General features: G+C 33.4%; 20 protein-coding genes. 12 read left to right on the forward strand and 8 right to left on the reverse strand.

Translation table 11 applies throughout. The features are described from left to right. Window positions 1-22 precede the first annotated feature (22 nt). The 5 genes from QLS97_RS00435 to rodA all read left to right on the forward strand — a co-directional run bounded on the left by QLS97_RS00435 (window position 23) and on the right by rodA (window position 5,665). Window positions 23-1,051, forward strand: coding sequence for a rod shape-determining protein (locus QLS97_RS00435; RefSeq protein ID WP_035668436.1), 1,029 nt, complete (start codon window positions 23-25; stop codon window positions 1,049-1,051). A 100-nt stretch (window positions 1,052-1,151) separates the two neighbouring features. After that, a complete protein-coding gene (gene mreC, locus QLS97_RS00440) occupies window positions 1,152-1,976 on the forward strand; it encodes a rod shape-determining protein MreC (RefSeq protein WP_282713731.1) in 825 nt (274 codons plus the stop codon). After that, window positions 1,969-2,475, forward strand: a complete 507-nt coding sequence (locus tag QLS97_RS00445; RefSeq protein WP_282713732.1) for a rod shape-determining protein MreD — start codon at window positions 1,969-1,971, stop codon at window positions 2,473-2,475. The genes mreC and QLS97_RS00445 overlap by 8 nt, the downstream gene beginning before the upstream one ends. Continuing rightward, window positions 2,472-4,424 carry a penicillin-binding protein 2 gene (mrdA, locus tag QLS97_RS00450; RefSeq protein WP_282713733.1) on the forward strand — a complete coding sequence of 651 codons (1,953 nt, stop codon included), beginning with the start codon at window positions 2,472-2,474 and terminating at the stop codon, window positions 4,422-4,424. The genes QLS97_RS00445 and mrdA overlap by 4 nt, the downstream gene beginning before the upstream one ends. A gap of 5 nt (window positions 4,425-4,429) precedes the next feature. Next, entirely contained in the window at window positions 4,430-5,665 is a 1,236-nt protein-coding gene (rodA, locus tag QLS97_RS00455) for a rod shape-determining protein RodA (protein ID WP_282713734.1), read from the forward strand. A 350-nt stretch (window positions 5,666-6,015) separates the two neighbouring features. Here the strand turns inward: rodA and QLS97_RS00460 are convergent, their stop codons facing one another. Next, on the reverse strand, window positions 6,016-8,193 hold the full coding sequence (locus tag QLS97_RS00460) for a carboxy terminal-processing peptidase (RefSeq protein WP_282713735.1): 2,178 nt from the start codon (window positions 8,191-8,193) through the stop codon (window positions 6,016-6,018). A gap of 209 nt (window positions 8,194-8,402) precedes the next feature. Between QLS97_RS00460 and surE the strand changes: the two genes are divergently transcribed. The 5 genes from surE to QLS97_RS00485 all read left to right on the forward strand — a co-directional run bounded on the left by surE (window position 8,403) and on the right by QLS97_RS00485 (window position 13,343). Further along, window positions 8,403-9,182: a 5'/3'-nucleotidase SurE gene (surE, locus tag QLS97_RS00465; protein ID WP_282713736.1), complete on the forward strand. Its 780-nt coding sequence runs from the start codon at window positions 8,403-8,405 to the stop codon at window positions 9,180-9,182. Next, a complete protein-coding gene (locus QLS97_RS00470) occupies window positions 9,175-9,447 on the forward strand; it encodes a hypothetical protein (protein ID WP_282713737.1) in 273 nt (90 codons plus the stop codon). The genes surE and QLS97_RS00470 overlap by 8 nt, the downstream gene beginning before the upstream one ends. Window positions 9,448-9,552: 105 nt before the next feature. Continuing rightward, window positions 9,553-10,665, forward strand: a complete 1,113-nt coding sequence (gene lpxB, locus QLS97_RS00475) for a lipid-A-disaccharide synthase (protein WP_282713738.1) — start codon at window positions 9,553-9,555, stop codon at window positions 10,663-10,665. Window positions 10,666-10,712: 47 nt separating this feature from the next. After that, a complete protein-coding gene (locus QLS97_RS00480) occupies window positions 10,713-11,234 on the forward strand; it encodes a C40 family peptidase (protein ID WP_282713739.1) in 522 nt (173 codons plus the stop codon). A gap of 69 nt (window positions 11,235-11,303) precedes the next feature. Further along, entirely contained in the window at window positions 11,304-13,343 is a 2,040-nt protein-coding gene (locus QLS97_RS00485; protein ID WP_282713740.1) for a ComEC/Rec2 family competence protein, read from the forward strand. Here QLS97_RS00485 and QLS97_RS00490 read toward each other — a convergent pair whose 3' ends face one another. From QLS97_RS00490 to QLS97_RS00505, 4 genes are read right to left on the reverse strand one after another with little or no spacing between them, the layout of a single operon-like run. Further along, window positions 13,344-13,805, reverse strand: a complete 462-nt coding sequence (locus tag QLS97_RS00490) for a thioredoxin family protein (RefSeq protein WP_282713741.1) — start codon at window positions 13,803-13,805, stop codon at window positions 13,344-13,346. Between the two features lie 47 nt (window positions 13,806-13,852). Continuing rightward, window positions 13,853-15,658 carry a peptide MFS transporter gene (locus QLS97_RS00495; RefSeq protein WP_282713742.1) on the reverse strand — a complete coding sequence of 602 codons (1,806 nt, stop codon included), beginning with the start codon at window positions 15,656-15,658 and terminating at the stop codon, window positions 13,853-13,855. Between the two features lie 4 nt (window positions 15,659-15,662). Beyond that, a complete protein-coding gene (locus QLS97_RS00500) occupies window positions 15,663-17,207 on the reverse strand; it encodes a peptide MFS transporter (RefSeq protein ID WP_282713743.1) in 1,545 nt (514 codons plus the stop codon). A gap of 9 nt (window positions 17,208-17,216) precedes the next feature. Beyond that, window positions 17,217-19,388 (reverse strand): S9 family peptidase, encoded by a 2,172-nt coding sequence (locus QLS97_RS00505; protein ID WP_282713744.1) that lies wholly within the window; start codon window positions 19,386-19,388, stop codon window positions 17,217-17,219. Between the two features lie 179 nt (window positions 19,389-19,567). On the opposite strand from QLS97_RS00505, the gene QLS97_RS00510 reads away from it, so the two are divergent. Both QLS97_RS00510 and QLS97_RS00515 read left to right on the forward strand, forming a co-directional pair. Continuing rightward, the gene (locus QLS97_RS00510; protein WP_282713745.1) at window positions 19,568-20,884 is read left to right on the forward strand and encodes a hydroxymethylglutaryl-CoA reductase, degradative; all 1,317 of its coding nucleotides are present in this window, start codon (window positions 19,568-19,570) and stop codon (window positions 20,882-20,884) included. Window positions 20,885-20,936: 52 nt separating this feature from the next. After that, complete coding sequence (locus QLS97_RS00515) at window positions 20,937-21,854, forward strand: GYDIA family GHMP kinase (RefSeq protein WP_282713746.1); 918 nt, start codon at window positions 20,937-20,939, stop codon at window positions 21,852-21,854. 104 nt (window positions 21,855-21,958) lie between these two features. On the opposite strand, the gene QLS97_RS00520 is transcribed toward QLS97_RS00515, so the two are convergent. The 3 genes from QLS97_RS00520 to QLS97_RS00530 form a co-directional block, all read right to left on the reverse strand. Beyond that, window positions 21,959-24,055 (reverse strand): peptidylprolyl isomerase, encoded by a 2,097-nt coding sequence (locus tag QLS97_RS00520; protein ID WP_282713747.1) that lies wholly within the window; start codon window positions 24,053-24,055, stop codon window positions 21,959-21,961. 108 nt (window positions 24,056-24,163) lie between these two features. Then, a complete protein-coding gene (locus tag QLS97_RS00525) occupies window positions 24,164-25,423 on the reverse strand; it encodes a hemolysin family protein (protein WP_282713748.1) in 1,260 nt (419 codons plus the stop codon). A gap of 3 nt (window positions 25,424-25,426) precedes the next feature. Next, window positions 25,427-25,621 (reverse strand): hypothetical protein, encoded by a 195-nt coding sequence (locus tag QLS97_RS00530; protein WP_099713633.1) that lies wholly within the window; start codon window positions 25,619-25,621, stop codon window positions 25,427-25,429. Window positions 25,622-25,632 lie beyond the last annotated feature (11 nt).

Genomic DNA, 25,632 nt, shown 5'->3' on the forward strand with positions numbered 1-25,632 from the left:
ACTTTTAACCCTTAAAAAACTTATGGGATTTTTTGATTTCATGACCGAGGATATTGCGATAGACCTTGGTACCGCCAACACTTTAATCATACATAATGATAAAGTTGTCATAGACAGCCCTTCGATAGTTGCTCGTGATAGAGTTTCAGGCAAAATCATCGCTGTTGGTAAAGAAGCCAACATGATGCAGGGAAAAACACATGAAAACATTAAAACGATAAGACCTTTGAAAGATGGTGTAATTGCTGATTTTGATGCTTCAGAAAAAATGATCAGTATGTTTATAAAAAGCATCCCGGCATTGAAAAAAAGAATGTTTACTCCCGCATTAAGAATGGTTGTTTGTATTCCTTCAGGAATTACTGAAGTGGAAATGAGAGCTGTAAAAGAATCATGCGAAAGAGTAAATGGTAAAGAAGTTTATTTGATACATGAGCCTATGGCAGCAGCAATAGGTATTGGAATAGACATCATGCAACCTAAAGGAAACATGATTGTTGATATAGGTGGTGGAACAACTGAAATTGCAGTTATTGCATTAGGCGGAATTGTATGTGATAAATCAGTAAAAATTGCTGGTGATGTATTTACAAATGACATCGTTTATTACATGCGTACGCAACACAATCTTTTTGTTGGAGAAAGTACAGCTGAAAAAATCAAAATTCAAATTGGTGCAGCTATCGAAGACTTAGAAACTCCTCCAGAAGACATGTCAGTTCAAGGTAGAGATTTACTTACCGGTAAACCAAAACAAGTAGAAGTTTCTTATAGAGAAATTGCTAAAGCGTTAGACAAATCAATCCAAAGAATTGAAGATGCTGTAATGGAAACTTTATCACAAACACCTCCTGAATTAGCAGCTGATATTTACAACACAGGAATTTACCTGGCGGGTGGAGGATCTATGTTAAGAGGTCTTGATAAAAGGATTTCACAAAAAACAGATTTACCTGTCTACATTGCTGAAGATCCATTAAGAGCAGTTGTTAGAGGAACTGGTATGGCACTTAAAAACATTACAAAATTTAAAAGCATTTTGATTAAGTAATCCGTTTTTGTTGCACTTACCAGCCTTCAAGCTCAAGTCAATTTAAAGCAATTAGATTACAAAACAAGACATACAGTTATTTACATTATACCGTTAAGAAATGCAGCAAATATTTAATTTTATTTTTAAAAACAGTAATAGATTACTGTTTTTGCTGCTTTTGGGTATCTCGTTATCACTCACCATTCAATCCCATTCTTTCCACAGAAGCAAAATAATTAGCTCTGCAAACTTTTTAAGTGGCGGAGTCTATGAAAAGGTGAACAATCTTAACGAATACTTGAATTTAAAAACTCAAAATGATGCGCTTGCTCTTGAAAATGCAAAGCTGAAAAGTATTTTATTTAATCGTAAAGACACTACTGCAATAAAAAAACTGGATAGTATTAAAGGGGTAAAACCAGACGATATTGTTGTTTCCAAAGTGATACATAATTCATACAATGTACATGAAAATTACTTAACCTTAAATTCAGGGGAATTACAAGGTGTAAAACCGGATATGGGTGTAATTAACAGTTTAGGAATTGTTGGAATCATAGAAAACACATCTCCAAATTATTCGACCGTAATCAGTATTCTGAATAAAAAATCTCAAATCAATGCTAAAATCAAAAAGTCAAATCACTTTGGTTCTTTGATTTGGAATGGAAAAAGCACTGGATTTGTTCAACTGGTCGATGTTCCTAGATTAGCGGCGATAAGAAAAGGAGACACAATCGTAACTGGTGGACAATCAGTTATATTTCCTGAAAATATTAACATTGGAACTATTGACAAAATAGAAAAAGACAATCAAACTAATTATTATACAATAACTGTTAAGCTTTTCAATGACATGACAAATTTAGGCCATGTCTATATCATAAAAAGGAAAGATCGTGAAGAAATCACTAATTTAGAAAAAAGAGAAAAGGATGAATAGCGCATTGTTAGTCAATATTTTTCGATTTATTCTGTTATTGGCAGTTCAAATTATCATATTCAACAATATGAATTTTTTGGGTTACATAAGCCCTTTTCCATACATATTGTTCATAATACTTTATCCTGTAAATGGAAACAAGTCAGGCCTTGTGGTTGCGAGTTTCTTACTTGGACTTATTATGGATATGTTTAGCAATTCAGGTGGAATACATGCTACAGCCTGTTTAGTTCTAGCCTATTTTAGACCATCTATTTTTAAATTTGCTTTTGGTTTAAGTTATGAATATCAAACTGTAAAATTAAATGACGTTTTGACACCTGAAAGATTCTCGTTTATATTACTTTCTGTTGTAATACACCATTTTACATTATTTATACTGGAAGCATTCCAGTTTAGCTTTATTTTTGATATACTAATCAGAACTTTATTAAGTACTGTATTCACAATCATTATTTGTATTATCATAATATACCTTATTAAGCCCAACAAAAGATGAGAAAAGTCTTGTTGCCTTCTTTAATCATTATAGCTACCTCTTTGCTTGTAATGCGAATCTTTTATTTGCAGATTGTTGACGATACTTTAAAACTAAAGTCTGAAAACAATGCCATTAAAAAAAAGTATGAATATCCTGAAAGAGGATACATGTATGATAGAAAAGGAAAGTTATTAGTTGCCAACCAAGCATCTTATGACATCATGGTCATTCCTAGAGAGGTAAAAAAAACTGATACTTTAGAATTTTGTCAATTGTTGAAAATTACAAAAGAAGATTTCATAAAAAAAATTGAAAAAGCAAAAGTATACAGTCCGCGTTTGCCATCTGTTTTTTTATCTCAGTTGAACAAAAGTGAATTTGCTGCGTTTCAAGAAAAAATAAGAAAATATGAAGGGTTTTATTTTCAAAAACGTTCCCTTCGAGATTATGAAGTAGATTTTGGAGCCAATATTTTTGGATTCATCACTCAAGTAAATGAAAAATTAGTCGCTAAAAACCCATATTACAATAGCGGTGATTTAATTGGACGACAAGGAGTTGAAGAAAGCTATGAAGATCTTTTACGTGGAGTAAAAGGCGTAAAATACATTCAAAAAGACAAATACAACAGGGAAATAGGTTCTTATAAAGATGGAAAATACGACACTATCGCTGTTCAAGGAGAAGACATCAATCTTACCATAGATGCTGAAATTCAAAAATATGGAGAGGAGTTAATGATTAATAAACGAGGTGGAATTGTTGCTATTGAACCTAGCACCGGCGAAATATTAGCACTTGTAACTGCTCCATCTTATGACCCGGGGATATTGGTAGGAAGACAACGATCTAAAAACTATACCGAATTATACCGAGACTCTATAGCAAAACCACTTTACGACAGAGGTTTGCTGGCTGAGTATCCCCCAGGATCACCATTCAAAATCTTAACTGGACTTGTAGCGCTACAAGAGGGTGTTATTGATGCTAATACTACTGTGTTTTGTAATCGTGGTTTTAGTTATGCCAGAGGACGTTTTATGGGATGCCATTGTCATGGAGGCGCGCTTCAATTGCACCGAGGTATCTTTGAATCTTGCAATTCATATTTTGCAACGGCTTACATGAAGACCATAAATAAATATTCAAAACCTGCACAAGCGGTTGATATTTGGAGCAAACACATGAAAAGTTTTGGTCTTGGACAATTCATGGGATATGATTTACCAACTGGTAAAAAAGGAAACGTACCCGATTCAAAAACATACAAACGCATTTATCCTAACGGCGGCTGGAGAAGCACTACTATTGTTTCTAATTCTATTGGACAAGGTGAAGTTCTGATGACTCCAATTCAATTGGCAAATATGATGGCAACCATCGCTAACGAAGGTCATTATTACACGCCTCATATCATTAAGAAAATTGAAGGTCACAAAATTGATGAAAAATTTACCACTAAACATGTAACTACAATTGATAAAAAACATTTTAAACCAATTATCAGCGGTCTATTTGATGTTTACAACTTAGGAACAGCCAGGTCACTACGAGTTGAAGGAATTGATATTTGCGGTAAAACTGGAACAGCAGAAAATTTTGCGAAAATTGGTGGAGTACGAGTAAAAATGGAAGATCACTCTATATTTGTAGCTTTTGCACCAAAAGACAATCCAAAAATTGCAATTGCAGTTATGGTTGAAAATGGTGGATATGGAGCAACTATAGCAGGACCTATTGCCAGTTTGATGATAGAAAAATACCTTAGACAAAAAATTACCAGAGTTGATCTAGAAAAAAGAATTTTAGCAACAAGTTTACAAAGTCGATATGCTAAATTGGGCGGACTGTCTGAAGCAGTGAAATTACAATTACGAATTAGCGATTCTCTTCTAAAAAAGAAAACAACAATTCCAACTGTTAAAGTAAAAACAGACACCACTAAATCGAATAAACAAGCTATTTAATCCAGATGAAAAACCAAAGTATAACAAACAACATTGACTGGATAAGCATAATAATTTATGCTTCATTAGTTATTTTGGGTTGGCTAAATATCTATTCGTCTTCTCTTTCGTCAATGGAAAACACTCATGAAAAACAGCTTATCTTCATTATATTAACTATTCCTTTAATTTTTATTGTACTTTCTGTTGACGGTAAATTTTATGAAAAATACGCAAGTATCATTTTTGGAATTTCCTTACTTACATTAGCAGGATTGTTTTTATTTGGTAAAACCATAGCAGGTCAACGTTGTTGGTATGCAATAGGTAGTTTTACAATCCAGCCTTCTGAATTTGCAAAAGCAGCTACTGCTTTGGCATTAGCAAAATATTTAAGTGACACCCAAATCAATTTAAAAGAAGTTAACCGGCAGATACAAGCTCTTGCAATAATCCTTCTTCCAGTAATCCTTATACTTCCGCAACCCGACCCTGGAAGTGCTTTAATTTACAGTGTATTCATCATCGTTTTATACCGCGAAGGATTACCATCATGGTACGTTTGGACAGGATTTATTACCATACTATTATTTGTATTAACACTGGTATTAGAGCCGCAATATGTAATTTTAATAGCATTAGCAACACTAATATTAGTTCATTTCAAATCAAGATTAGCCGACAGAAATATTGTATTGAGCACTATCCTTTTTGCAATTATTTCTGGGTTTGTCTTATCAGTAAACTATGTTTTCGAAAATGTCTTTAAACAACATCACAGGGATCGTTTTAATATACTTTTAGGCAAAACTGTCGATCTAAAAGGAATTGGTTATAACACCAATCAATCAGAAATAGCCATTGGTTCAGGAGGTTGGTTTGGAAAAGGATTTCTTGAAGGGACACAAACTAAAGGAGGATTCGTTCCGGAGCAACATACCGATTATATATTTACTACAGTTGGTGAAGAATGGGGATTTGTAGGTTCCTTATTAGTTATCGCTCTTTTTTCAGGTTTATTTCTTAGAATAATATACTTAGCAGAAAGACAAAAAACAAAATTCAGCAGAGTATATGGCTATTGTGTTGCTGGGATCTTATTTACTCATTTCTTTGTAAATATCGCCATGGTAGTTGGTATTTTCCCAACTATAGGTGTACCACTTCCCTTCTTCTCTTATGGAGGTTCTGGCCTTTGGGGATTTACTATATTATTATTTATATTTATAAAAATGGACGCCAATAAAGTAAATGAGTGGTAATTAAATAGGTTTTAAGTGTATAAGGCTAACTCTGTTTATGTTTTTTTGTCTCTTTAAATTTTAATTATTTCTCCTCATATAAGCTGTAGAAGTTAGAAGCAAAAGAGAATCTATCAAGAAGTTTAACTATTTCTAATTATATAAAAATTAGTTAGGATTCTTCTGTTTTAAAATCAAAACTAAGCGATTTCAATTGCCTAATAAATGAACCTGAAGGCTATTTTCTAAATCATCGTATCTAAAAAATTCAGCAAAAGAAATAAAGTTCCACAAACTAAAAACGCTCCAAAAATTCGTATTGAATTTTTGGAGCGTTTAGTAATTATGATAAATATTTTACAAATTCCTATTTAAGATTTCGCTAGTTTATCTTTTTTCATTTTAACCGGAATATCTTTTTTTGAAATTGATTTAGGTTGTAAATCGTCCAAAACATTAATTGCCTCTTCCACGTAAATATCTTTAGATAAAGATTCGTGCCATATTTCTCTTTTTTCTTTCAAAGAAGCATCTTTACTCATTACCTCAGTTTCATAAGGCAAAGAAGTAAATGACAATGTGTTTTTGTAATTTACGATAGGCTTATATTTTTTAGCTTTTTCTTCAATATCAGCTTGAGCAATTTTAAATTTGTCAATGTTCAAACTATAAACGTTCTCTTCGCTTCTACTATCAATCCATTTTGCATTTTCCTCAATTAATTGAAACTGTGGATTTTTACCAATTCTGTTTTTACTATTGGCAATTGCTTGATTAAAGTTAGCATTATTATTCCAAACACTATAAACTGCCTGATCAATTTTATCCCAAGGCATCGCATTATCAATATCACGTTCACCCATTTTTAAATAAGCGTATCTGTCCGGCATAACAATATCGCTACGTACACCTTCTAATTGAGTAGACCCACCATTAATTCTATAAAATTTTTGTGTAGTGGTTTTAATAGCTCCTAAATCACCCACAGAACTGCTTCTTACAAACTGATTTAAGTCAATTACATTTTGAACGGTCCCTTTACCATAGGTTTGCTTACTTCCAATGATAATTCCTCTCTTATAATCCTGAATTGCTGCAGCAAGAATCTCTGAAGCCGAAGCCGAGAAACTATTTACCATAATTACTAAAGGACCATCCCATTCAATTTTTTTATCTCTATCATAAAGAACCTCTTTTTGTCTACCAGCTGATTTAATCTGAACTATTGGGCCTTGTTCAATAAACAAACCGGCAATATCAACAACCGTTGACAAAGATCCTCCTCCGTCATCACGAACGTCAAGAATAATCCCGTTCACACCTGATTTCTTTAATCGGTCAACTTCTAGTGCAATATCTTTTCCAGCATCTCTACCGTCTTTATTTTCAAAATCAATGTAGAATTTTGGCAAATAAATCACGCCGTATTTCAATCCATTTTTATTTACAATACTGGACTTAGCATACGTTTCTTCAATTTCAACAATATCTCTGATGATAGAAATAATCTTAATTGTACCATCTACTTTTTTCACTGTAAGACGAACTTCTGAACCTTTGGGTCCTTTTATTTTTTTGACAACATCATCCAAACGCATTCCAACGACATCTACAGCTTCCCCATTTCCTTGAGCCACTTTCATGATCAAATCCCCAGCTTCAAGCTGCTTTCCTCTCCAAGCTGGACCGCCGGAAATAAGTTCAGAAATTTCAGTAAGATCATTTTTCTTTTGTAAACGAGCACCAATTCCTTCTAACTTACCGCTGATGTCTTGATCAAAACGTGCTTTATCATCTGCTGCCAAATAATTAGTATGCGGATCAAAACGTGCCGTAATAGAATTTATATAAACGGAAAACCAATCATTTCTATCTAATTCCTTGATGAAACCAAAATATTCGTCTAATGATTTTACAGAACTTTCTCTAGTTTCTTTCTCTAAAGCCTCAAAAGGTTTAATTTGATAGGTGGCATCATTTTTCTTTTTATCTTCTTCTAACTTTTGTTTGTCAACAAGAGATGAAAGAGTAGATAATTTGATTTGCTTACGCCATTTGTCCCTAAGTTCAGCAACGTTTTTAGAGTAAGGTGCTTTTTCATAATCAATATTGAAGCTTTCATCAACTGAATAGTCAAAAGGCTTGCTCAAAACATCTTTGTAAATCTTTTTGCTTTCTTCCATACGCTTAATTAAACGCTCGTATGTCAAATTGAAAAAAGTCAAATCCTTATTCAATAACTGATCGTCTAATTGCAATTCAAATTTTGAAAATTCATCAATATCTGATTGCAAAAAGAATCGTTTAGAAGGATCTAATGCTTCAATATAATTTTTATATATTCCTTTAGAGAACGCATCATCAATTGTAGCTGGGTTATAATGCCCTTTTTCTATAACAAATGTCAACAACTCTAAAAGCAATTTATCTTTTTCGGGATCGGATGGTTTTGTCGCGTTCATTTTGAACGCAAACAATGTTACCGAAAGACATACAACAACAAGAAGTATTTTATAATTTCTTTTCATAAAGTTAATAATAGTATTCATGAATCTTTTAATCTAAGTTACGGTAAAAACTATGCCAACAGTAGCAGGGCCTCCATAAATTTTTGTTAAAGATATAAAAATGTTCTTTTGTTTTAAGTTAAATGAATCAACATAACATATTTTTATCTTTTGTTTACACATTTCATTCTGTGTTATTACATTTGTCTTCAAAAGTATCAATAATCAATCCCTTTTTGCAACATAAAACAATGAAAAAAGATAGACCTTTAATTTTAATAACAAATGATGACGGTATTTCGGCACCCGGACTTAAAGCACTAATTGCCGTTATGACAGAAATAGGCGAAATCGTTGTGGTCGCCCCTGACAATCCTCAAAGTGCCATGGGTCATGCCATTACCATAAACAGCACCTTATATTTGAATAAAATTTCTAAAGAAAACGATCCCTTTATAGAATACAGCTGTTCTGGTACACCAGTAGATTGTGTAAAACTTGCCGTAAATGAAATTCTGAAACGAAAACCGGATTTATGTGTTTCAGGTGTGAATCACGGATCAAATTCTTCTATAAATGTAATTTACTCCGGAACGATGAGTGCCGCTGTAGAAGCCGGTATAGAAGGAATTCCAGCCATTGGTTTCTCTTTATTGGATTATGATTGGAATGCCAATTTTGACACTATAAAATCTTTTATTCGAAAAATATCATTAGAAGTTTTAGAAAACGGACTGCCAGAAGGAGTAGTTTTGAATGTGAATTTCCCAAAATTAGAAGAAAAAGACATTAAAGGAATTCGAATTTGTCGTCAAGCGAAAGCACTTTGGGTAGAGAAATTTGACAAAAGAAAAACACCTCAAGGAAGAGATTACTACTGGCTTGCCGGAGAATTTGTAAACCAAGATAAAGGCGAGGATACTGATGAATGGGCTTTGCAAAATGGATACATATCTGTAGTTCCTGTTCAATTTGACTTGACGGCTCATCATGCGATACAACAACTTAATACCTGGAAATGGAATGAATAAAACAGACTTGTTTATTGGATTTTTAATTGGATTTGCCACTACCCTTTTTGGAAGTTATATTTTTATAACTTTTTTTACTGAATTTAATTTCATTACAGGAATTGAAATTATGAAATCACAAGGGAATTTAGGCAAAATTATAACGTTGGGTTCTATTCTTACGCTAATCGCATTTGGTGTTTTACTAAAAATGAACAAAGAAACAATGGCTCGCGGAGTGGTTTTAGCCGTAATAATAATGGCAATTATCACTATGTTTATCTAAGAAATGTTATTAGTTTATCTTTGCAAATAGAAAAACAAATTATTAAAAATAAATATGATTTTATACGTTTGAAATCCAAATTTATAAACTCCTAATCAAGAAAGCATGAAATATTATATTATAGCGGGTGAAGCTTCAGGCGATTTGCATGGTTCAAATTTGATAAAAGAACTGTATAAAAAAGATCCAAATGCTGACATCCGATTTTGGGGTGGCGATTTGATGAAAAATGTTGGCGGTACTTTAGTAAAACACTATCGGGAATTAGCGTTTATGGGTTTCATCGAAGTGATTTTTAACTTAAAAACCATTTTGAATAACATCAAAATATGCAAAAAAGACATTCTTGAATTTCAGCCCGATGTACTTATTTTTATAGATTATCCAGGTTTTAATTTGCGTATTGCAAAATGGGCCAAATCATTAGGCATGAAAACACACTATTATATTTCTCCTCAAATCTGGGCTTGGAAAGAAAGTAGAATTACCGATATCAAACACGACATAGATAAAATGTATGTGATTTTACCTTTCGAAAAACAATTCTACGAAGACAAACATCATTTCTCTGTTGAGTTTGTTGGGCATCCGCTGATTGACGCTATTCACAACCAACCCGCAGTTGATCCAATCCTTTTTAGAAAAGAAAATCAATTAGACGAAAAACCAATTATCGCTATTTTACCGGGTAGCAGGAAACAGGAAATCACTAAAATGTTATCTGTAATGCTCAGCGTTGTAAATGATTTTCCTGATTATCAATTTGTAATTGCTGGTGCTCCAAGTCAAGAATTTTCTTTTTATAAAAATTTCATTTCTCATGAAAATATAAAATTCATCTCTAATAAAACCTATGATTTATTGCGAAACTCAATAGCCGCATTAGTTACTTCAGGAACTGCGACTCTGGAAACGGCACTTTTTAAAGTTCCGGAAGTGGTGTGTTACAAAGGCAGCTGGGCTTCCTACCAAATTGCGAAACGAATCATTACGCTCAAGTACATCTCGTTAGTAAACCTGATAATGGATGAAGAAGTAGTCACTGAATTAATTCAAGAGCAATGCAACACAAAACGCATTCGAGAAGAACTTAAAAAAATCCTGGAATCCAATCATCGCAATACTCTTTTGGAAAAATATGCGTTATTAGAAGACAAATTAGGTGGCATTGGTGCCAGTGAAAAAACCGCTAAATTCATTGTCTCTGATTTACAATAGTTTACAACTAATTTGTGGCAGTTTATATTAATCAAAAAAATATTCTTTTGAAACATTTCGCATTCCTATTATTGATTCTTGTTTTTTTTACGGCTTGTAAATCGACTTCTCCCATAGTCACTTCTAAAAAATCAGACACAAAAAAAGAGAAACTAACAAAATCCGATAAAAGAAAAACGAATCGTCTTGCAGAAGAACTGATTGATGCTGCAGCTGAAAATCTTGGGATAAAATATAAATATGGAGGCACTACAAAAGCAGGTTTTGATTGTTCCGGTTTGATGTACACTATTTTTGATTCACACAATATAACCATTCCTCGCAACTCTTATAAACAGTCAAAAATAGGTGACGTTATAGATAACAAGCGCGAAGAGGCGCAAAAAGGAGATTTAATATTTTTTAAAACCAACAAAAATTTACAGATAAATCATGTAGGAATCGTCATTGAAGTCAATGATGATGAGATAAAATTTATTCATTCTTCGACTTCAAAAGGAGTAATTATTTCCTCTACAAAAGAACCATATTATAAAAAGACCTTTGTACAATTGAATCGAGTGCTATAGACAAACGAAAACACTTTGTTTATCTATAAAACAAAGTTGTTTCTTACTAAAAATGCGTACTTTAGATACATGAAAGTACTCCATTTTCCTTTAGCGAGAATAACGATTGGATTTATTTCAGGAATTCTTTTTGCCTATTACCTTCATCCAACAATCTCATTAGTCTTTATTTCCCTTTCAATATCCATTAGTATTTTCGGCGTATTGTATTTTTTATTCAAAAACAAAAGCAAGAATGTTTTCTATTTTGGATTAACCGCTTATCTACTGTCTTTTCTTATCGGAATTTCAACTCAAGTAATTCACATTGATCATTTTCAAAAAAGTAATTACACTCACATCGCAACTATTTTTGATCAACCGCATTCTATTTCCATAATCATTCGCGAAAAACTAAAAAGCTCTCCGTTTAGTGACCGCTACATTGCCATTATAAACCGTGTGAATGAAAAAGAACAAACAGGAAGAATCATTTTGAACATTCAAAAAGACAGTTTGCATCATAAGTTGGAGATTGGAACACCTTTACTCATTAAAGGGATTTTATCAAAAAACAGACCTCCTAATAATCCGAACCAATTTGATTACAGCAAATACCTCGAGAACAAACAAATCTACGCGCAACTCTATGCGGATGTTGACGAAATCAAAATTGGAACTGAAATAGAGAAAAACATCTGGTATTATTCTTCTAAATTAAGAACACGAATTATTCGTAATTTAGAAAAAAATAATTTCCATAAAACTGAATTAAATGTTGCTATTGCTTTAATAATGGGACAACAGCAGGATATTTCACCAGAAATTATTCGGGATTATCAATATGCCGGAGCAGTACATATTTTATCGGTATCAGGACTGCATATTGGATTTATTTTGATTTTTGTCACCTTTATTCTAAAGCCAATTCCTAACACAAAACGCGGTTCATTCTTAAAGTTACTCCTCATTCTTGCCTCTTTATTCACTTTCGGAATCATTGCTGGTTTGGCGCCTTCGGTTGTGCGTTCCGTAACTATGTTTTCGTTCGTTGCCATCGGAAATCATTTAAGGAGAAGCGTCAATATTTACCACACTTTATTAGTTTCCATATTACTGATTCTGCTTTTTGAACCGTCCTTTCTATTTGACGTTGGTTTCCAGTTAAGCTATTTAGCCGTATTTTTCATTATTTGGTTGCAACCGCTTCTAGCCTCTATTTGGTTACCCAAAAATAAGGTTTCTAAATACATTTGGGACATCCTCACTATTTCGTTTGCTGCACAAATAGGGACTTTACCGTTGAGTATTTATTATTTCCATCAGTTTCCGGGATTGTTTTTTGTTACCAATTTAATTATCATTCCGTTATTGAGTATCATTATGGTTTTAGGGGTTTTAGTAATGCTTTTAGCCGCATTTAACAGCATTCCAATCTTTCTTTCGCAACTATTAGAATGGAGTATTTATTACTTGAATAAAATCATCAATGCAATTGCGTCATTGGAACAGTTTATACTACAAGATATTCCGTTGCATTTTTATCTGTTGTTTAGTAGTTATTTGCTATTATTTACTGCAATTATTTGGCTCAAGAAACCAAATTTCAACAAATTAGTAATGGTATTGATTTCAATTATAATTGCACAAATTTCGTATTTGAGTATCCAATGGAACATTCAAAACGAACAGGAATGGATTGTTTTCAACATCAAAAAAAACACATTGTTAGCAGAACGAAAAGGAGCAGATATTACGGTCTACGCCAATGATAGTATCTTGAAAACCGTTCAAAAAAACAACACAATAAAATCCTATAGAACAGGAAATTTAAGTAGTCTTAAGGAGAAAAAAAAGATACAAAACCTTTTTTATTTTAATGGAAAAAAAATTTTTATTTTAGACAGTTCCGGTGTTTTTCCAAAAAATATAAATCCGGATATCATCATACTAACACAATCTCCCAAAATAAATTTTGAACGCTTCTTACAAACTATAAAACCAAAGATAATCGTAGCAGATGCATCTAATTACAAAACCATTCAAAAACAATGGAAAGCGACTTGCTTGAAACAAAAAATCCCTTTTCACGCTACGAGTGAAAAGGGATATTATAAATTGAATGACTAATTATTTTTTATGCAGAAATCCATTTGCAACAGCTAACCATGCAGATGGTCCACCAGCAACATATCCTGTACTTCCAAGACCTTCAAAATTAACTTTGCCATCTACCGTTGTAACATTAGCAAAATGAATCGTTGGAAATCCTTGAATAGCAAAAACTTGTTGTAATTCGTCATTTTGCTTTTTTATCTCAGGAGTCTGTGGCGTTCTTCTAGGATAATCTAATTCCACTAGCACCACATTTTCTTTGGCCCAAGCAGCAAATTCAGGTGTTTTCAAAACCTCTTTTTGTAACCTGATACACCAACCACACCAATCGCTACCGGTAAAAAACAATAACATTGGTTTTTTAGTTTTATTAGAAACTTCCATAGCCTTAATGACATTGGTTTCCCAAACTAATTCTTGTGCTTCAGCGGCAAATGAACCCGCAAACAATAATAAAGCAACTATTATTTTCTTCATATTTTATAATTTTTAATTATTGACAAATCAAAAACGATGCCTAAAAATTATCGAACACCATGCATTAATTTCTTAATTACCGGCCCCATCAAAATTGAGAATAAAGCCACCACTATAGATATTATTGCTAACATCCAGAAGAAATAACTCAATCCGTGCTCATTGGCAATTTTATCAATATTTTCTCCGAACATCCCTGCTCCTTTCATTCCTATTGCAACTGCAAGATACCAAACTCCAAACATAAATGCAATCATTCTTGCAGGAACTAATTTACTCACATAAGACAATCCTACCGGCGAGATACACAATTCAGCCATAGTATGGAAAAGATACACCAAAATCAACCAAATCATACTTACTGAAGCTGTTTTTGCACCCGCTTCGATTCCGCTTGCGCCAAAAGCTACACAAGCCATACCAAGCGCTAATAATCCCATTCCGATTCCGTATTTTAAATTAGCTGCAGGATTGTATTTACTTTCCCACCATTTTGAAAATAATGGCGCTAACGAAATAATAAACAAGGAGTTTAAGGTAGAAAACCAGGTGGCTGGAACTTCGGTTAATGCAGTCGTAACTTTATCAATTTTCAACGCTTGCAAGGTGTCATCTGACAATGATAAATATCCTGCAGTATAATAATCTTTAGCCAACATCCATATTGCTATTGCCCAAATAATTATAAAACTCACACTTAGAATAATATTTGCAATAGCATAAAATTTAAACGTTTGTTTGAATAATAAAATCAATACCCAAGTGATAATTACTAATGGTAAAATAGTAATCAATGAATTCATTACTAAGAATACCACACTCCAATTACCTGTTAAAACTCTATCCGTATAATCATTCGCAAAAATGGTTAAACTGTTTGGAGATTGTTCGAAAATTGCCCAAAAGAAAATAGTCAGAAATGCGAAGAATGTAACCGCTATTAATTTTTCTTTAGTAATTTTAGAATATTGAGTAAATCTATAAATCAACAATATAATAAATACAACCAGTGCTGAAACTATAGCAATAGAGTTCCCGCTTTCGCCAAGGAATGAAAAAATATTTACTTTCCCTCCCGATATTTTGGAAGCTGGATCATTTAAAAGCCACAATAAAGCTAGTAATGATGAAAATGCAATAGCTGCTAATTGTATTGGTGAAAAAGGATTTCTTTTATCTGTATCCAAAGCTTCTGCTTTAGCTTTACTTTCTTTGTTTGGTTTTAAACCAATGTCTCCAAAGATATTTTGAGACAACCAAAACTGTAACATTCCAAAGAACATAAAAATTCCAGCTAAACCAAAACCGTAAGTCCACCCAACTTTTTCTCCTAAATAACCACAAAGTAAAATACCAAAGAAAGCCCCGGCATTTACACCCATGTAGAACAAAGTATATGCACCATCTTTCTTTTCAGGACGGTCTTTGTACATTTCAGATACAATTGATGTCATGTTTGGTTTAAAAAAACCATTACCAAAAACCAACAATACTAATCCTAAATAAATAGAAAATTCTGTTTCAACAGCCATAGAAGCGTGTCCTAAAGTCATCAAACTAGCTCCAACAACAACAGCCCATCTAAAACCAATTACTTTATCGGCAAAATAACCACCTAACATCGTGGATAAATAAACCAATCCTACGTAGGATCCAAATAATGCAGAAGCATTTTCACGAGTCCATTCCCAACCACCGTCTGTAAAGGAAGCGGTTAAAAATAATATCAATAAAGAACGCATTCCGTAGAATGAAAAACGCTCCCACATCTCTGTGAAGAATAAAACGAATAATCCCGCTGGATGTCCTAGAACGGTACTTTTAAAAAATTGGTCTGTAGTATTTTCACTCATATTATTAATTATTTAATTCTTTATCTACTCCGTGCATTAATTTTTTGATTATTGGCGAAAGTACTAATAGTAGTAATCCGAAACCAAGTCCTGTATAAAATAAATATTCAAAAAGTACTAAGTAACTCTGTTTAGCTAAGTTCAAATCAGGTGCTGTACCATTTGAAGTATCGACAGAAGCAATATTAGCTAAAATGGAAGCAATAAATTCAGAACTGGCTGTTGCCAAAAACCAAACGCCCATCATGAACCCAACGATTTTTGCCGGGGATAATTTAGTCACTGCAGAAAGTCCTACCGGTGATAGGCATAATTCCCCACAAGTGTGTAAAAGATACGTAAGAATCAACCAAATCATGGCTACTTTTCCCATTCCTGACAAACTAATTCCTAAAACTAAAGACCCAAAACCTAAACCTACCAACAACAATGCTATTGAAAATTTCACTGCTGTATTTGGATTGTATTTCCCTAGCTTTACCCACAACCAAGCAAAAACCGGTGCTAATAAAATTATAAACAATGCATTAAAACTCAAAAATTGGCTAGCGGTTATGGTATATCCAAAAACTGTTCTGTCTAAAATACGGTCTGCAAATAAATTTAATGAAGTATACGCTTGTTCAAATAATGCCCAAAAGATAATCGTAAAAACAATCAAAATGGTTAAAGCCATTAATTGCTCTCTTGCTTTTTTATCCAATTGCGTAACGGCATAATAGACAATATAAATAAACGAAACTGCTCCAGCAAACATCAAGGAATAGGAAACCACTTCATGACGTTGCACCATTTGCCAAAAAATCAATGCCGAAGAAGCACTTAGCAAATAAATTAGCCATTCGTTCTTTATCCCGAACGATCTTTTTTCCAAAATTTCAGGCACGGTAGTTTCCCCTTTCCCCATTAATAATTTCCTTCCGGAAATAAAAGTCAATAGTCCAAAAAACATTCCTATACCGGCTGCTGCAAAACCATAACTCCATCCATAAGTTTCTCCAAGCCAACCACAAATTAATGTAGCCATAAAGGACCCTAAGTTGATCCCCATGTAAAACAAAGTGAATCCAGAATCTCTTCTTTTATCGCCCGTCTCATATAATTCTCCCACTAATGAAGAGATATTGGCTTTTAGAAAACCAACCCCGACAATTATTAAGGATAATGAAAAGTAAAATATTTGCAAGGCGGTTTCGTCCCTTGTAATTTCGCCAGTAATGGATTGTGTGGCGGCATTCCCTTCATAAGCCATTCCTACATGACCTAACACAAGCATTATACCTCCAAAAACAATTGCTTTTCTAAATCCCAGATAGCGATCCGCAATAAAACCACCTAAAACGGGTACTGCATACACCAAAGCAGCGTAGCTTCCAATCAGTAAATTCCCTGAAGTATCCGAAAACAAATGGTACTTTGTCAGATAAAAAATCAACAATGCTTTCATACCGTAGAACGAAAACCGTTCCCACATTTCGGTAAAAAACAATATAAAAAGCGCCTTTGGATGTCCAAAAAATTCTTCCTTATTCAATGCGTCGTTTGTCATAAAGCGCTGTTATAAATTTTCTTTGATAAAATTAGTCATTTTTGTATACAATTGAATTCTGGTTTTTCCACCATAAATCCCGTGATTATTGTCTGGGTAAATTTGCGAATCAAATTGTTTATTAGCCTGAATCAAAGCTTCCATCATTTGCATGGAATTTTGAACATGAACGTTATCATCTCCTGAACCGTGAATCAAAAGAAATTTTCCTTTCAATTTATCCACATGGTTTATTGGTGAATTATCATCATATCCGCTTGCATTTTCCTGTGGTGTCGTCATGTAACGTTCCGTGTACACACTGTCATAGAATCTCCAGTTTGTAACCGGAGCTACAGCAATTGCCATTTTGAAAACATCGTTTCCTTTCATGATACAATTAGACGCCATAAAACCACCATACGACCAGCCAAATATACCAATTCTAGATTTATCAACAAATGCGTAATTTCCTATTACTTTGGCGGCATCAATTTGATCTTCCACTTCGTATTTTCCTAATTGCAATTGAGTCACTTTTTTGAAATCAGCTCCTTTAAAACCAGTTCCGCGTCCATCAACACAAGCTACAATGTAACCTTGTTGTGACAACATCATAAACCAATAATCATCCGTACTGTTCCACTCATTATTTACCTGTTGCGAACCTGGACCAGAATATTGGTACATAAAAACAGGGTATTTTTTTGTTGGATCAAAATCTTTAGGTTTAATCATCCAAGCATTTAGTTCATTACCTTTTGCTGTTTTTAAAACAAAAAACTCTTTAGCCGGCAAATTATAGCTTTTTAGTTTTGAAGCCAATGATTCATTGTTTTCAATAACCTGAACTTGTTTCCCAACTTTAGCCTCGTTCAATGTATACGTCGTAGGTTGAGACGCACTAGAAAATGTGTTGATGTAGTATTGAAAATTCGGGCTGAATGTCGCTGCATTCGTTCCTGTATTTTGTGACAAACGCACTTTGTTTTTTCCATCAAGTCCTATTCTGTAAACATCTCTATTAATAGATCCATTTTCTACAGACTGATAGAAAACTGTATTTGTCTTTTCGTCTAAACCATAGTAATTCGTTACTTCCCATTTTCCTTTGGTCAGTTGGTTTTTCAATTTTCCATTCTTGTCATATAAGTAAACATGATTGAAACCGTCTTTTTCTGAAGTCCAAATAAAACTGTTGTCTTTCAAGAAAGTCAAGTTATCCGTAACATCAACATACGCTTTGTCTTTTTCGTTCAAAACTACTTTTGCAGCTCCTGAATTACCGTCGATAAACAACAAATCCAAATTATTTTGATGACGATTCAATACCTGTGCAGATAATGTATTCGCATCATTCGTCCATTTCATTCTGGCGATATAAAAATCAGTGTAATTCCCCAGGTTTACATTTTTTACTCCATTCAAATTTACATCATAAATATGTAAAGAAACTAAAGCATTCTTTTCACCGGCCTTTGGATATTTAAACGTTTGCATCATTGGATACAATTCTTTACCAAACATGGACATAGAAAATTCCGGAACCTGACTTTCGTCAAAACGAATGTAAGCCACTTTTTTGCTGTCAGCACTCCAATCGAAAGCTTTCACAAAAGCAAATTCTTCCTCGTAAACCCAATCCGTAATACCGTTAATAATGCTATTTTTTTGTCCGTCTGTAGTTATTGGAGTTGATTTATTAGAAGCTAAATCATATACATACAGATTATTTTCTTTAGCGTACGCTATCTTTTTTCCATCAGGTGAAAAAGTAGGTTCCTGAACCTGAAAATCAAATAGTTTTTTTAATTTTTTACTGGCTATATCGTACAAATAATAATCAGCAGTAAAGGAGTGGCGGAAGATTTGATTCGTGTTACACGCCAATAAAATCATTTTTTCTGACGCATCAAATGTGTAACTGTCTATCCCGTTTGAAAGTTCTTTGTGGGATTTTGTATCTATAAGTGTAGCTACTTTTTTTAAAGTTGCAAAATCATACAAATCGATTTGCATACTTCTGGACTGGTTGTCTAAATTCAATACAGTGTATTGATTTGTATTTTTCATGGATTGTAATTCATCCATTCCTTGCGCACGAAAAGTGCCGTTGTAAATTTCATCAATTGTAATTTTTTGTTGGCCGACAACAGTAAAACACAGGAATAAAAATAATGCAATAATTTTTTTCGAATACATGATATTTATTTAAATATAAAAACCGTCAATTTTAGTGAAAAATTTACAATAATTTCACATTCGATGTGTTAAATGTTAAAAACAATATTCTAAACACCCATTTATTGAGGATATTATCATAGTAAACAAAACAGCTAAAATCGTATCTTTGCAAGTATACATATTATAATCTATTGAGAATGAATAAGGCCATTAGCGGATTTTCTAAATTATCCAAAGAAGAAAAAATTAAATGGATTGCCAATCAATATTTTTCAACACCTACAGAAGCCATTTCCTTGCTGAAAAACTACTGGAATTCTGATGAAAAAATACAGAAATTACATGATGAATTCATCGAAAACACGATAACCAATTTCTACATTCCGCTGGGAGTTGCTCCTAATTTCCTGATTAATGGAAAATACAGCACGATTCCTATGGCAATTGAAGAAAGTTCTGTGGTTGCCGCTGCCGCAAAAGCTGCTAAATTTTGGTCCACGCGTGGCGGATTTAAAACAACCGTAATCAACACCGAAAAAATTGGTCAGGTTCATTTTATCTATAAAGGAGATGTTTCCAAACTGAACTTATTTTTTGCCCAAAACAAAAGCAAATTTTTCGCAGAAACAGAATCGATTACCACAAATATGCAAAAACGCGGTGGCGGAATTTTAGACATTGTTCTAAAAGACAAAACTGATTTGTTGCCCAATTATTTTCAGCTGCATGCCACTTTTGAAACCAAAGACAGCATGGGCGCTAATTTTATTAATTCGTGTCTGGAACAATTTTCCAAAACATTAAAAGAAGAAGCACATAATTATGACTTGTTCACTGAAACTGAAAAAGATCTTGAAGTCGTGATGAGCATTCTCTCGAATTATGTTCCAAATTGCATCGTAAGAGCCGAAGTTTCTTGCCCAATTACCGACTTAGAAGAAAAACACATTCTAAATCCACAGGAATTTGCAGAGAAATTTGTTCAAGCCGTTCAAATCGCCGAAGTCGAGCCGTATCGAGCCGTAACGCACAACAAAGGAATCATGAACGGAGTGGATGCAGTAGTTCTGGCAACAGGAAATGATTTCCGTGCAGTCGAAGCCGGAATTCATGCCTACGCTTCCCGAAACGGAAAATATTCCAGTCTTTCCCATGCCAAAATCGAAAATGATATTTTTACTTTTTGGTTGGAAATTCCTTTAGCATTAGGAACTGTTGGTGGTTTAACTTCCCTGCATCCATTGGTAAAATTGTCATTGGAAATGCTGGAAAAACCATCTGCCAAGGAATTAATGCAGTTTGTAGCCGTAGCCGGTTTGGCCCAAAACTTTGCCGCTTTGCGTTCCTTGACTACAACAGGAATTCAGGAAGGACACATGAAAATGCATTTAAACAACATCATCAACCAGTTTGAAGCCAATGATGAAGAGCGCATTTTAATCCTAAAATATTTCAAAAAAAATACTGTTTCACATAGTGCTGTAGTCACTTTTATTGAAAATTTAAGAAAGTAATTTTTATCTAGAAGCAACAAAAAAGAAGATTGCTTCGTTCCTCGCAAAAACAATGAAAAAAACATTCTACAGTAACGGAAAACTTTTAATCACAGGAGAATATCTGGTTCTTGATGGCGCAAAAGCCTTTGCATTACCCACAAAAATGGGGCAAAATCTCATTATAGAAAAAGGAAACAACAAGGAAATCATCTGGAAAAGCTATGATGCGGATGGAAGCATTTGGTTTGAAAACACCCTTTTATTTTCTGATATTTCAAAGGAAATAAATCCTGAAAATGAATCGGTTAAAACTACACTTACGACCATTTTACACGAAGCTTTTAAACTAAATCCTGATTTTATTTTAAATTCAAACGGATACCATATTACTACTGAACTTGGATTTCCTAAAAGCTGGGGCCTGGGAACATCATCGACTTTAATAAACAATATTGCTCAATGGCTACAAATCGACGCGTTTACACTGCTTAAAAACAGTTTTGGAGGAAGTGGTTACGATATTGCCTGTGCTCAAAACGACACTCCTATTGTATATCATCTGGAACACGGCAATCCTATAGTTGAAAAAGTACCCTTTAATCCAGAATTCACACAAAACCTATACTTTGTATATCTCAACAAAAAGCAAAGCAGTAAAACCGCAATAGCGGCATACAACATTAATAAAAAAAACAATCTGGCGAGAACTATTGCTTTAAATGACGTGATAACTTCTGAAGTTTTGAATGCTCCCACGCTTCAATCTTTTGCTACAGCAATACAAAAGCACGAAGTACAAATGAGCATTATTCTGGAAACACAAACTATAAAAGAATCCTTGTTTCCTGATTTTAATGGCGTGATAAAAAGTCTTGGTGCCTGGGGAGGCGATTTTGTAATGGCAATTGCTGCTGAAAATCCCAGCGCTTATTTTATTTCAAAAGGATATAAAACTATCGTTCCGTATAATGAAATGATATTGTCATAGTTTCTATCATTATTACAGCTTTCAAAAACTACATTAAAATAAAAATCCCGATACATTCAACATGTATCGGGATTTTTTATTTTGATTAATTACTTCTTAGAAAATTAGTAATTAAAATCTTTTCTATTGTCTTCAATTTTAGCATTAGCTTTCAATGCAGGAATTACTCTACTTGCATCTGAAGCGCTTTGTGCTTTTAATTTAGTCACATAAGCCGCGTGGCTTTTTAAAGCTGGTGCTTTTACTGTACTTGTGTTTTTCACCACATAAATTCCTGTATTTCCTTCAATTGGAGCAGATAATTTATTAGCCGCTAATGCAAATGCATTTCCAACTACTTTTGGCTCTTGACCAACGCCAGGTAACATAGTATTTTCCATAGTAAGATCAGTTGCTTGTTGCACTGTTCCGCCTACTGCTTTTGCAATTGCTTCAAGAGAAGAACCTGTCATTTTTGCTTTGATAAGTGCTGCTTTTTTCTTGTTTTTAAGAATTGGCTCCACATAAGGTCTAACTACTGAAACTGCTACTAAACCAGAATCGTCGATACTTTTCAATTTTGCAATTACGTGACCTACGTTAGCCACTTCAAATCTTTTTACAGCTCCTACTTTAACACCATCCTCAAAAGCCCATCTTACGATTGTTCTTTGATTTCCTAATGTTCCAAAGTTCTCATCCATTCCTTTCACAGAAACAGCCGGTGAAACTTTAAGTCCCATGTCTTTTGCTACTTTATTAAAATCTTTATCAGTAGCATCCATTTCTAATTTAGTTGCCTGAGTAAATATTTTATCAGAAGTTGCTTCTGAAGCTTCGATTTTTTGAGCTACAGTAGCCAAACGAATTCCGTCTTGTTTGTCCGTAATTTTAATAATATGAAAACCAAAATCAGTTTCTACTAAACCAACTTTACCGATACCATTATTAAAAACAAAATCATTAAAAGGTTTCACCATTTGGTTTGGACCAAAATAACCTAAATCACCACCTTGTTGTGCTGATGAATCATCAGAACTTGTAAAAGCCAACATCATGAAACTATCCGGATTAGCATTTACTTGTGCCAAAATACTTTCTGCTTTTGTTTTTGCTTGTTCTTTTGTTCTTTTTTCTTTTTGGTTAGGAACTTGTGTTCCTTCATAACCAATTAAAATATGACTTGCTTTAGCATTAACTCCTGATTTCATCCCCATAGATTTTGAAATACAGTAGTATTTTCCAAACATATATGGTCCATAAACTGCACCTGGAGCAAGGTTAAATAATTTATCAGCATCTACAGCCGGTAAATCTTTTTTAGCGATATAAGTTGAATCATAAGGAACGTCTGAATTTGAATTAACAAATTCAACCGTGTTTGTAGTAGTTCTAAATCCTGGTAACGTATCGTTTTTACCTGTCGCTTGGTTGTAAACCACACTTCCGGTTAACAATGTATTTATTTTTGTTTTAACTTCAGTTTCATCAGCAGCAGAAGCTTTGTCTTCGATCAAAACATATTCTACTTCACGAGATTCGTCCGCTTTGTATTTTTTTTCATTTTTCTTCATGAAATCAACAATTTCAGCATCAGTAACTTTAACTTCACTGTCTTTAATTGTAGAATATAAACCTGCAACGTAAGCAAAATTTACTTTGTTTGCTTCCATTTCATATTTCAACTTTCCTTCGCTTTCAGTTGTATAAACTGCTGCTTTAATCAAAGTATTATACATTTGGTATTTAGCATTCAAATCAGCATCTTTCTCTCTATCTTTCAAGAATTGAGCTTGTGCAGGATTTGCTTTAAAGTATTCTTTAAATTTTACAACATCAAAAACACCAGCAGCATTTAAAAACAATGGATTTCCACCAATATTTTGATCAGCTTTCAAAACTTCCAACAAGTGTTTTTCACCTACTCTAAGTCCTAATTTATCAAATTCAGAAGTTAGTAAAGCAACAGAAACCTCTTGCTCCCAAACTCTGTTAGCTGCTTCAGTTGACGTAATCCCTTGACCACTTTTTTCAACATTACTTACTTTAACTCTAAAATCTTCAAATGAAATATCTTTTCCATCGATGCTTCCTACATCTTTTGATGTACTGCTAAAACCACCGCTATTGAATATATCACCTATGATAAATGCTAATAAACAAAACCCGATAACGAGTATCAGAAGAAGTGAACGTTGTCTAATTTTTTGTAAAACTGCCATTTTATTGTTGTTAATTTTTATATTCAGTTTGCGAAAATACAATTATCTAATTAATAATTATACTAGTAGCGTTTTATTTTGCAAGAAATTTTATTTTCCTAAAAAAAATCACTCTTGTACGGTCATTTTTACTAATTCTATTTTCTTATTTGTGGCTTCTTCAATTATAAAATGATAGCTGCCTATGGTAATTGCCTCCCCTTTTTGAGGGATTTCTTTTGTAAAATCGACTATAAAACCGCCAAGCGTTCCATAAGAATCACTTTCGGGAATAGCTAATTTATAGGTATCGTTTAAGTATTCAACATCAAAACGAGTTGAAAAAATAAAGACTCCATCACCCAATTCTTTTTCTATCAATTCTTCGTCTGAATCGTGTTCATCTTCAATTTCGCCAAAAAGCTCTTCTACAATATCTTCTATAGTAATAATCCCCGACGTTCCTCCGTACTCATCTAATACTACAGCGACACTTTTTCGCTTTTTAGTAAGCAAATTCATAGCGTCTTTTATGAATATTGTCTCCGGAACAAACTCAACCGAAATCACAATTTCCTTGATATTATTTGGTTTTTTAAACAAATCAAACGAATGGACATAACCAATGATATCGTCGAGTGAATTTTGATACACCACAATCTTAGAATAACCCGTTTCTATAAATAATTCTTTGAGATTTTCAATTGAATCGAATACTTCAACCGCAATAATTTCGGTTCTGGGACTCATCACATCTCTGGCTTTCACACCAGAAAATTCCAAGGCATTTTGAAACATGAGTATTTCAGAATCTACCATTTCGTTGTCCTCCACACTACTCATTTGTTCGGTAATGTAATTCCCAAGTTCTATTCTACTGAAATATAACTGAACGTTATCTCCTTCAGTTTTGAAGAATTTCTTCAAAATAAAATCAGAAATCCCAATAAAAAAAGTAGAAATGAAATAGAAAAACTTATAAAAAACATAAGCTGGAACAGCAAAAATCTTAATTAATGAGTTCGCATAAATTTGAAAAAAAACTTTAGGAAGAAATTCTGCAGTGATTAATATCACGAGCGTCGAAACCAGAATTTGAAGCACTAAACTGAACCAATCTGACAAATGATATCCTAAAGCAGCAAACCAGCGCAACAACAATTCGCTCATAAAATAACCATAAACCACCATCGCTATAGTATTACCAATAAGCATGGTTACTATAAAATTAGTCGGTTTTTCAGTAAGCTTCGTAAGTATTTTTGAAACGAAATTATCTTGTTTTTTTTCAATCTCAAGATAAATTTTATTTGAAGAGACAAAGGCTATCTCCATTCCTGAAAAAAAAGCACTTAGTATTAGACACAATATGATAATACTAATTTCCATTAATTAGGATTTTTTGTTTCGATCATCAAATTTTTTGGCAAATTTTCTTCTAAAGAAAAACATGAAAATAGCCAATCCTGCAATCATGAAACTCAACCAAAACGTTCCTTCGGGATCATTTAATTTAGTAACACCATCGTAAATGAAATAGGCTCCAAAAACAAGGTAAACGTATTGTGTATATTTTAGGTAATTCATAATGTATTTAT

The organism is Flavobacterium yafengii (assembly GCF_030010375.1).
In the GTDB taxonomy this organism is placed as follows: domain Bacteria; phylum Bacteroidota; class Bacteroidia; order Flavobacteriales; family Flavobacteriaceae; genus Flavobacterium; species Flavobacterium yafengii.

Coding starts and splice junctions, on each gene's coding strand:
- QLS97_RS00460 (WP_282713735.1), bottom strand. CDS start 8,193: ATGAATACTATTATTAACTTTATGAAAAGAAATTATAAAATACTTCTT.
- QLS97_RS00505 (WP_282713744.1), bottom strand. CDS start 19,388: ATGTATTCGAAAAAAATTATTGCATTATTTTTATTCCTGTGTTTTACT.
- QLS97_RS00510 (WP_282713745.1), top strand. CDS start 19,568: ATGAATAAGGCCATTAGCGGATTTTCTAAATTATCCAAAGAAGAAAAA.
- QLS97_RS00470 (WP_282713737.1), top strand. CDS start 9,175: ATGAATAAAACAGACTTGTTTATTGGATTTTTAATTGGATTTGCCACT.
- rodA (WP_282713734.1), top strand. CDS start 4,430: ATGAAAAACCAAAGTATAACAAACAACATTGACTGGATAAGCATAATA.
- mrdA (WP_282713733.1), top strand. CDS start 2,472: ATGAGAAAAGTCTTGTTGCCTTCTTTAATCATTATAGCTACCTCTTTG.
- surE (WP_282713736.1), top strand. CDS start 8,403: ATGAAAAAAGATAGACCTTTAATTTTAATAACAAATGATGACGGTATT.
- QLS97_RS00445 (WP_282713732.1), top strand. CDS start 1,969: ATGAATAGCGCATTGTTAGTCAATATTTTTCGATTTATTCTGTTATTG.
- QLS97_RS00500 (WP_282713743.1), bottom strand. CDS start 17,207: ATGACAAACGACGCATTGAATAAGGAAGAATTTTTTGGACATCCAAAG.
- QLS97_RS00490 (WP_282713741.1), bottom strand. CDS start 13,805: ATGAAGAAAATAATAGTTGCTTTATTATTGTTTGCGGGTTCATTTGCC.
- QLS97_RS00435 (WP_035668436.1), top strand. CDS start 23: ATGGGATTTTTTGATTTCATGACCGAGGATATTGCGATAGACCTTGGT.
- QLS97_RS00495 (WP_282713742.1), bottom strand. CDS start 15,658: ATGAGTGAAAATACTACAGACCAATTTTTTAAAAGTACCGTTCTAGGA.
- QLS97_RS00485 (WP_282713740.1), top strand. CDS start 11,304: ATGAAAGTACTCCATTTTCCTTTAGCGAGAATAACGATTGGATTTATT.
- QLS97_RS00525 (WP_282713748.1), bottom strand. CDS start 25,423: ATGGAAATTAGTATTATCATATTGTGTCTAATACTAAGTGCTTTTTTT.
- mreC (WP_282713731.1), top strand. CDS start 1,152: ATGCAGCAAATATTTAATTTTATTTTTAAAAACAGTAATAGATTACTG.
- QLS97_RS00520 (WP_282713747.1), bottom strand. CDS start 24,055: ATGGCAGTTTTACAAAAAATTAGACAACGTTCACTTCTTCTGATACTC.
- QLS97_RS00530 (WP_099713633.1), bottom strand. CDS start 25,621: ATGAATTACCTAAAATATACACAATACGTTTACCTTGTTTTTGGAGCC.
- QLS97_RS00515 (WP_282713746.1), top strand. CDS start 20,937: ATGAAAAAAACATTCTACAGTAACGGAAAACTTTTAATCACAGGAGAA.
- lpxB (WP_282713738.1), top strand. CDS start 9,553: ATGAAATATTATATTATAGCGGGTGAAGCTTCAGGCGATTTGCATGGT.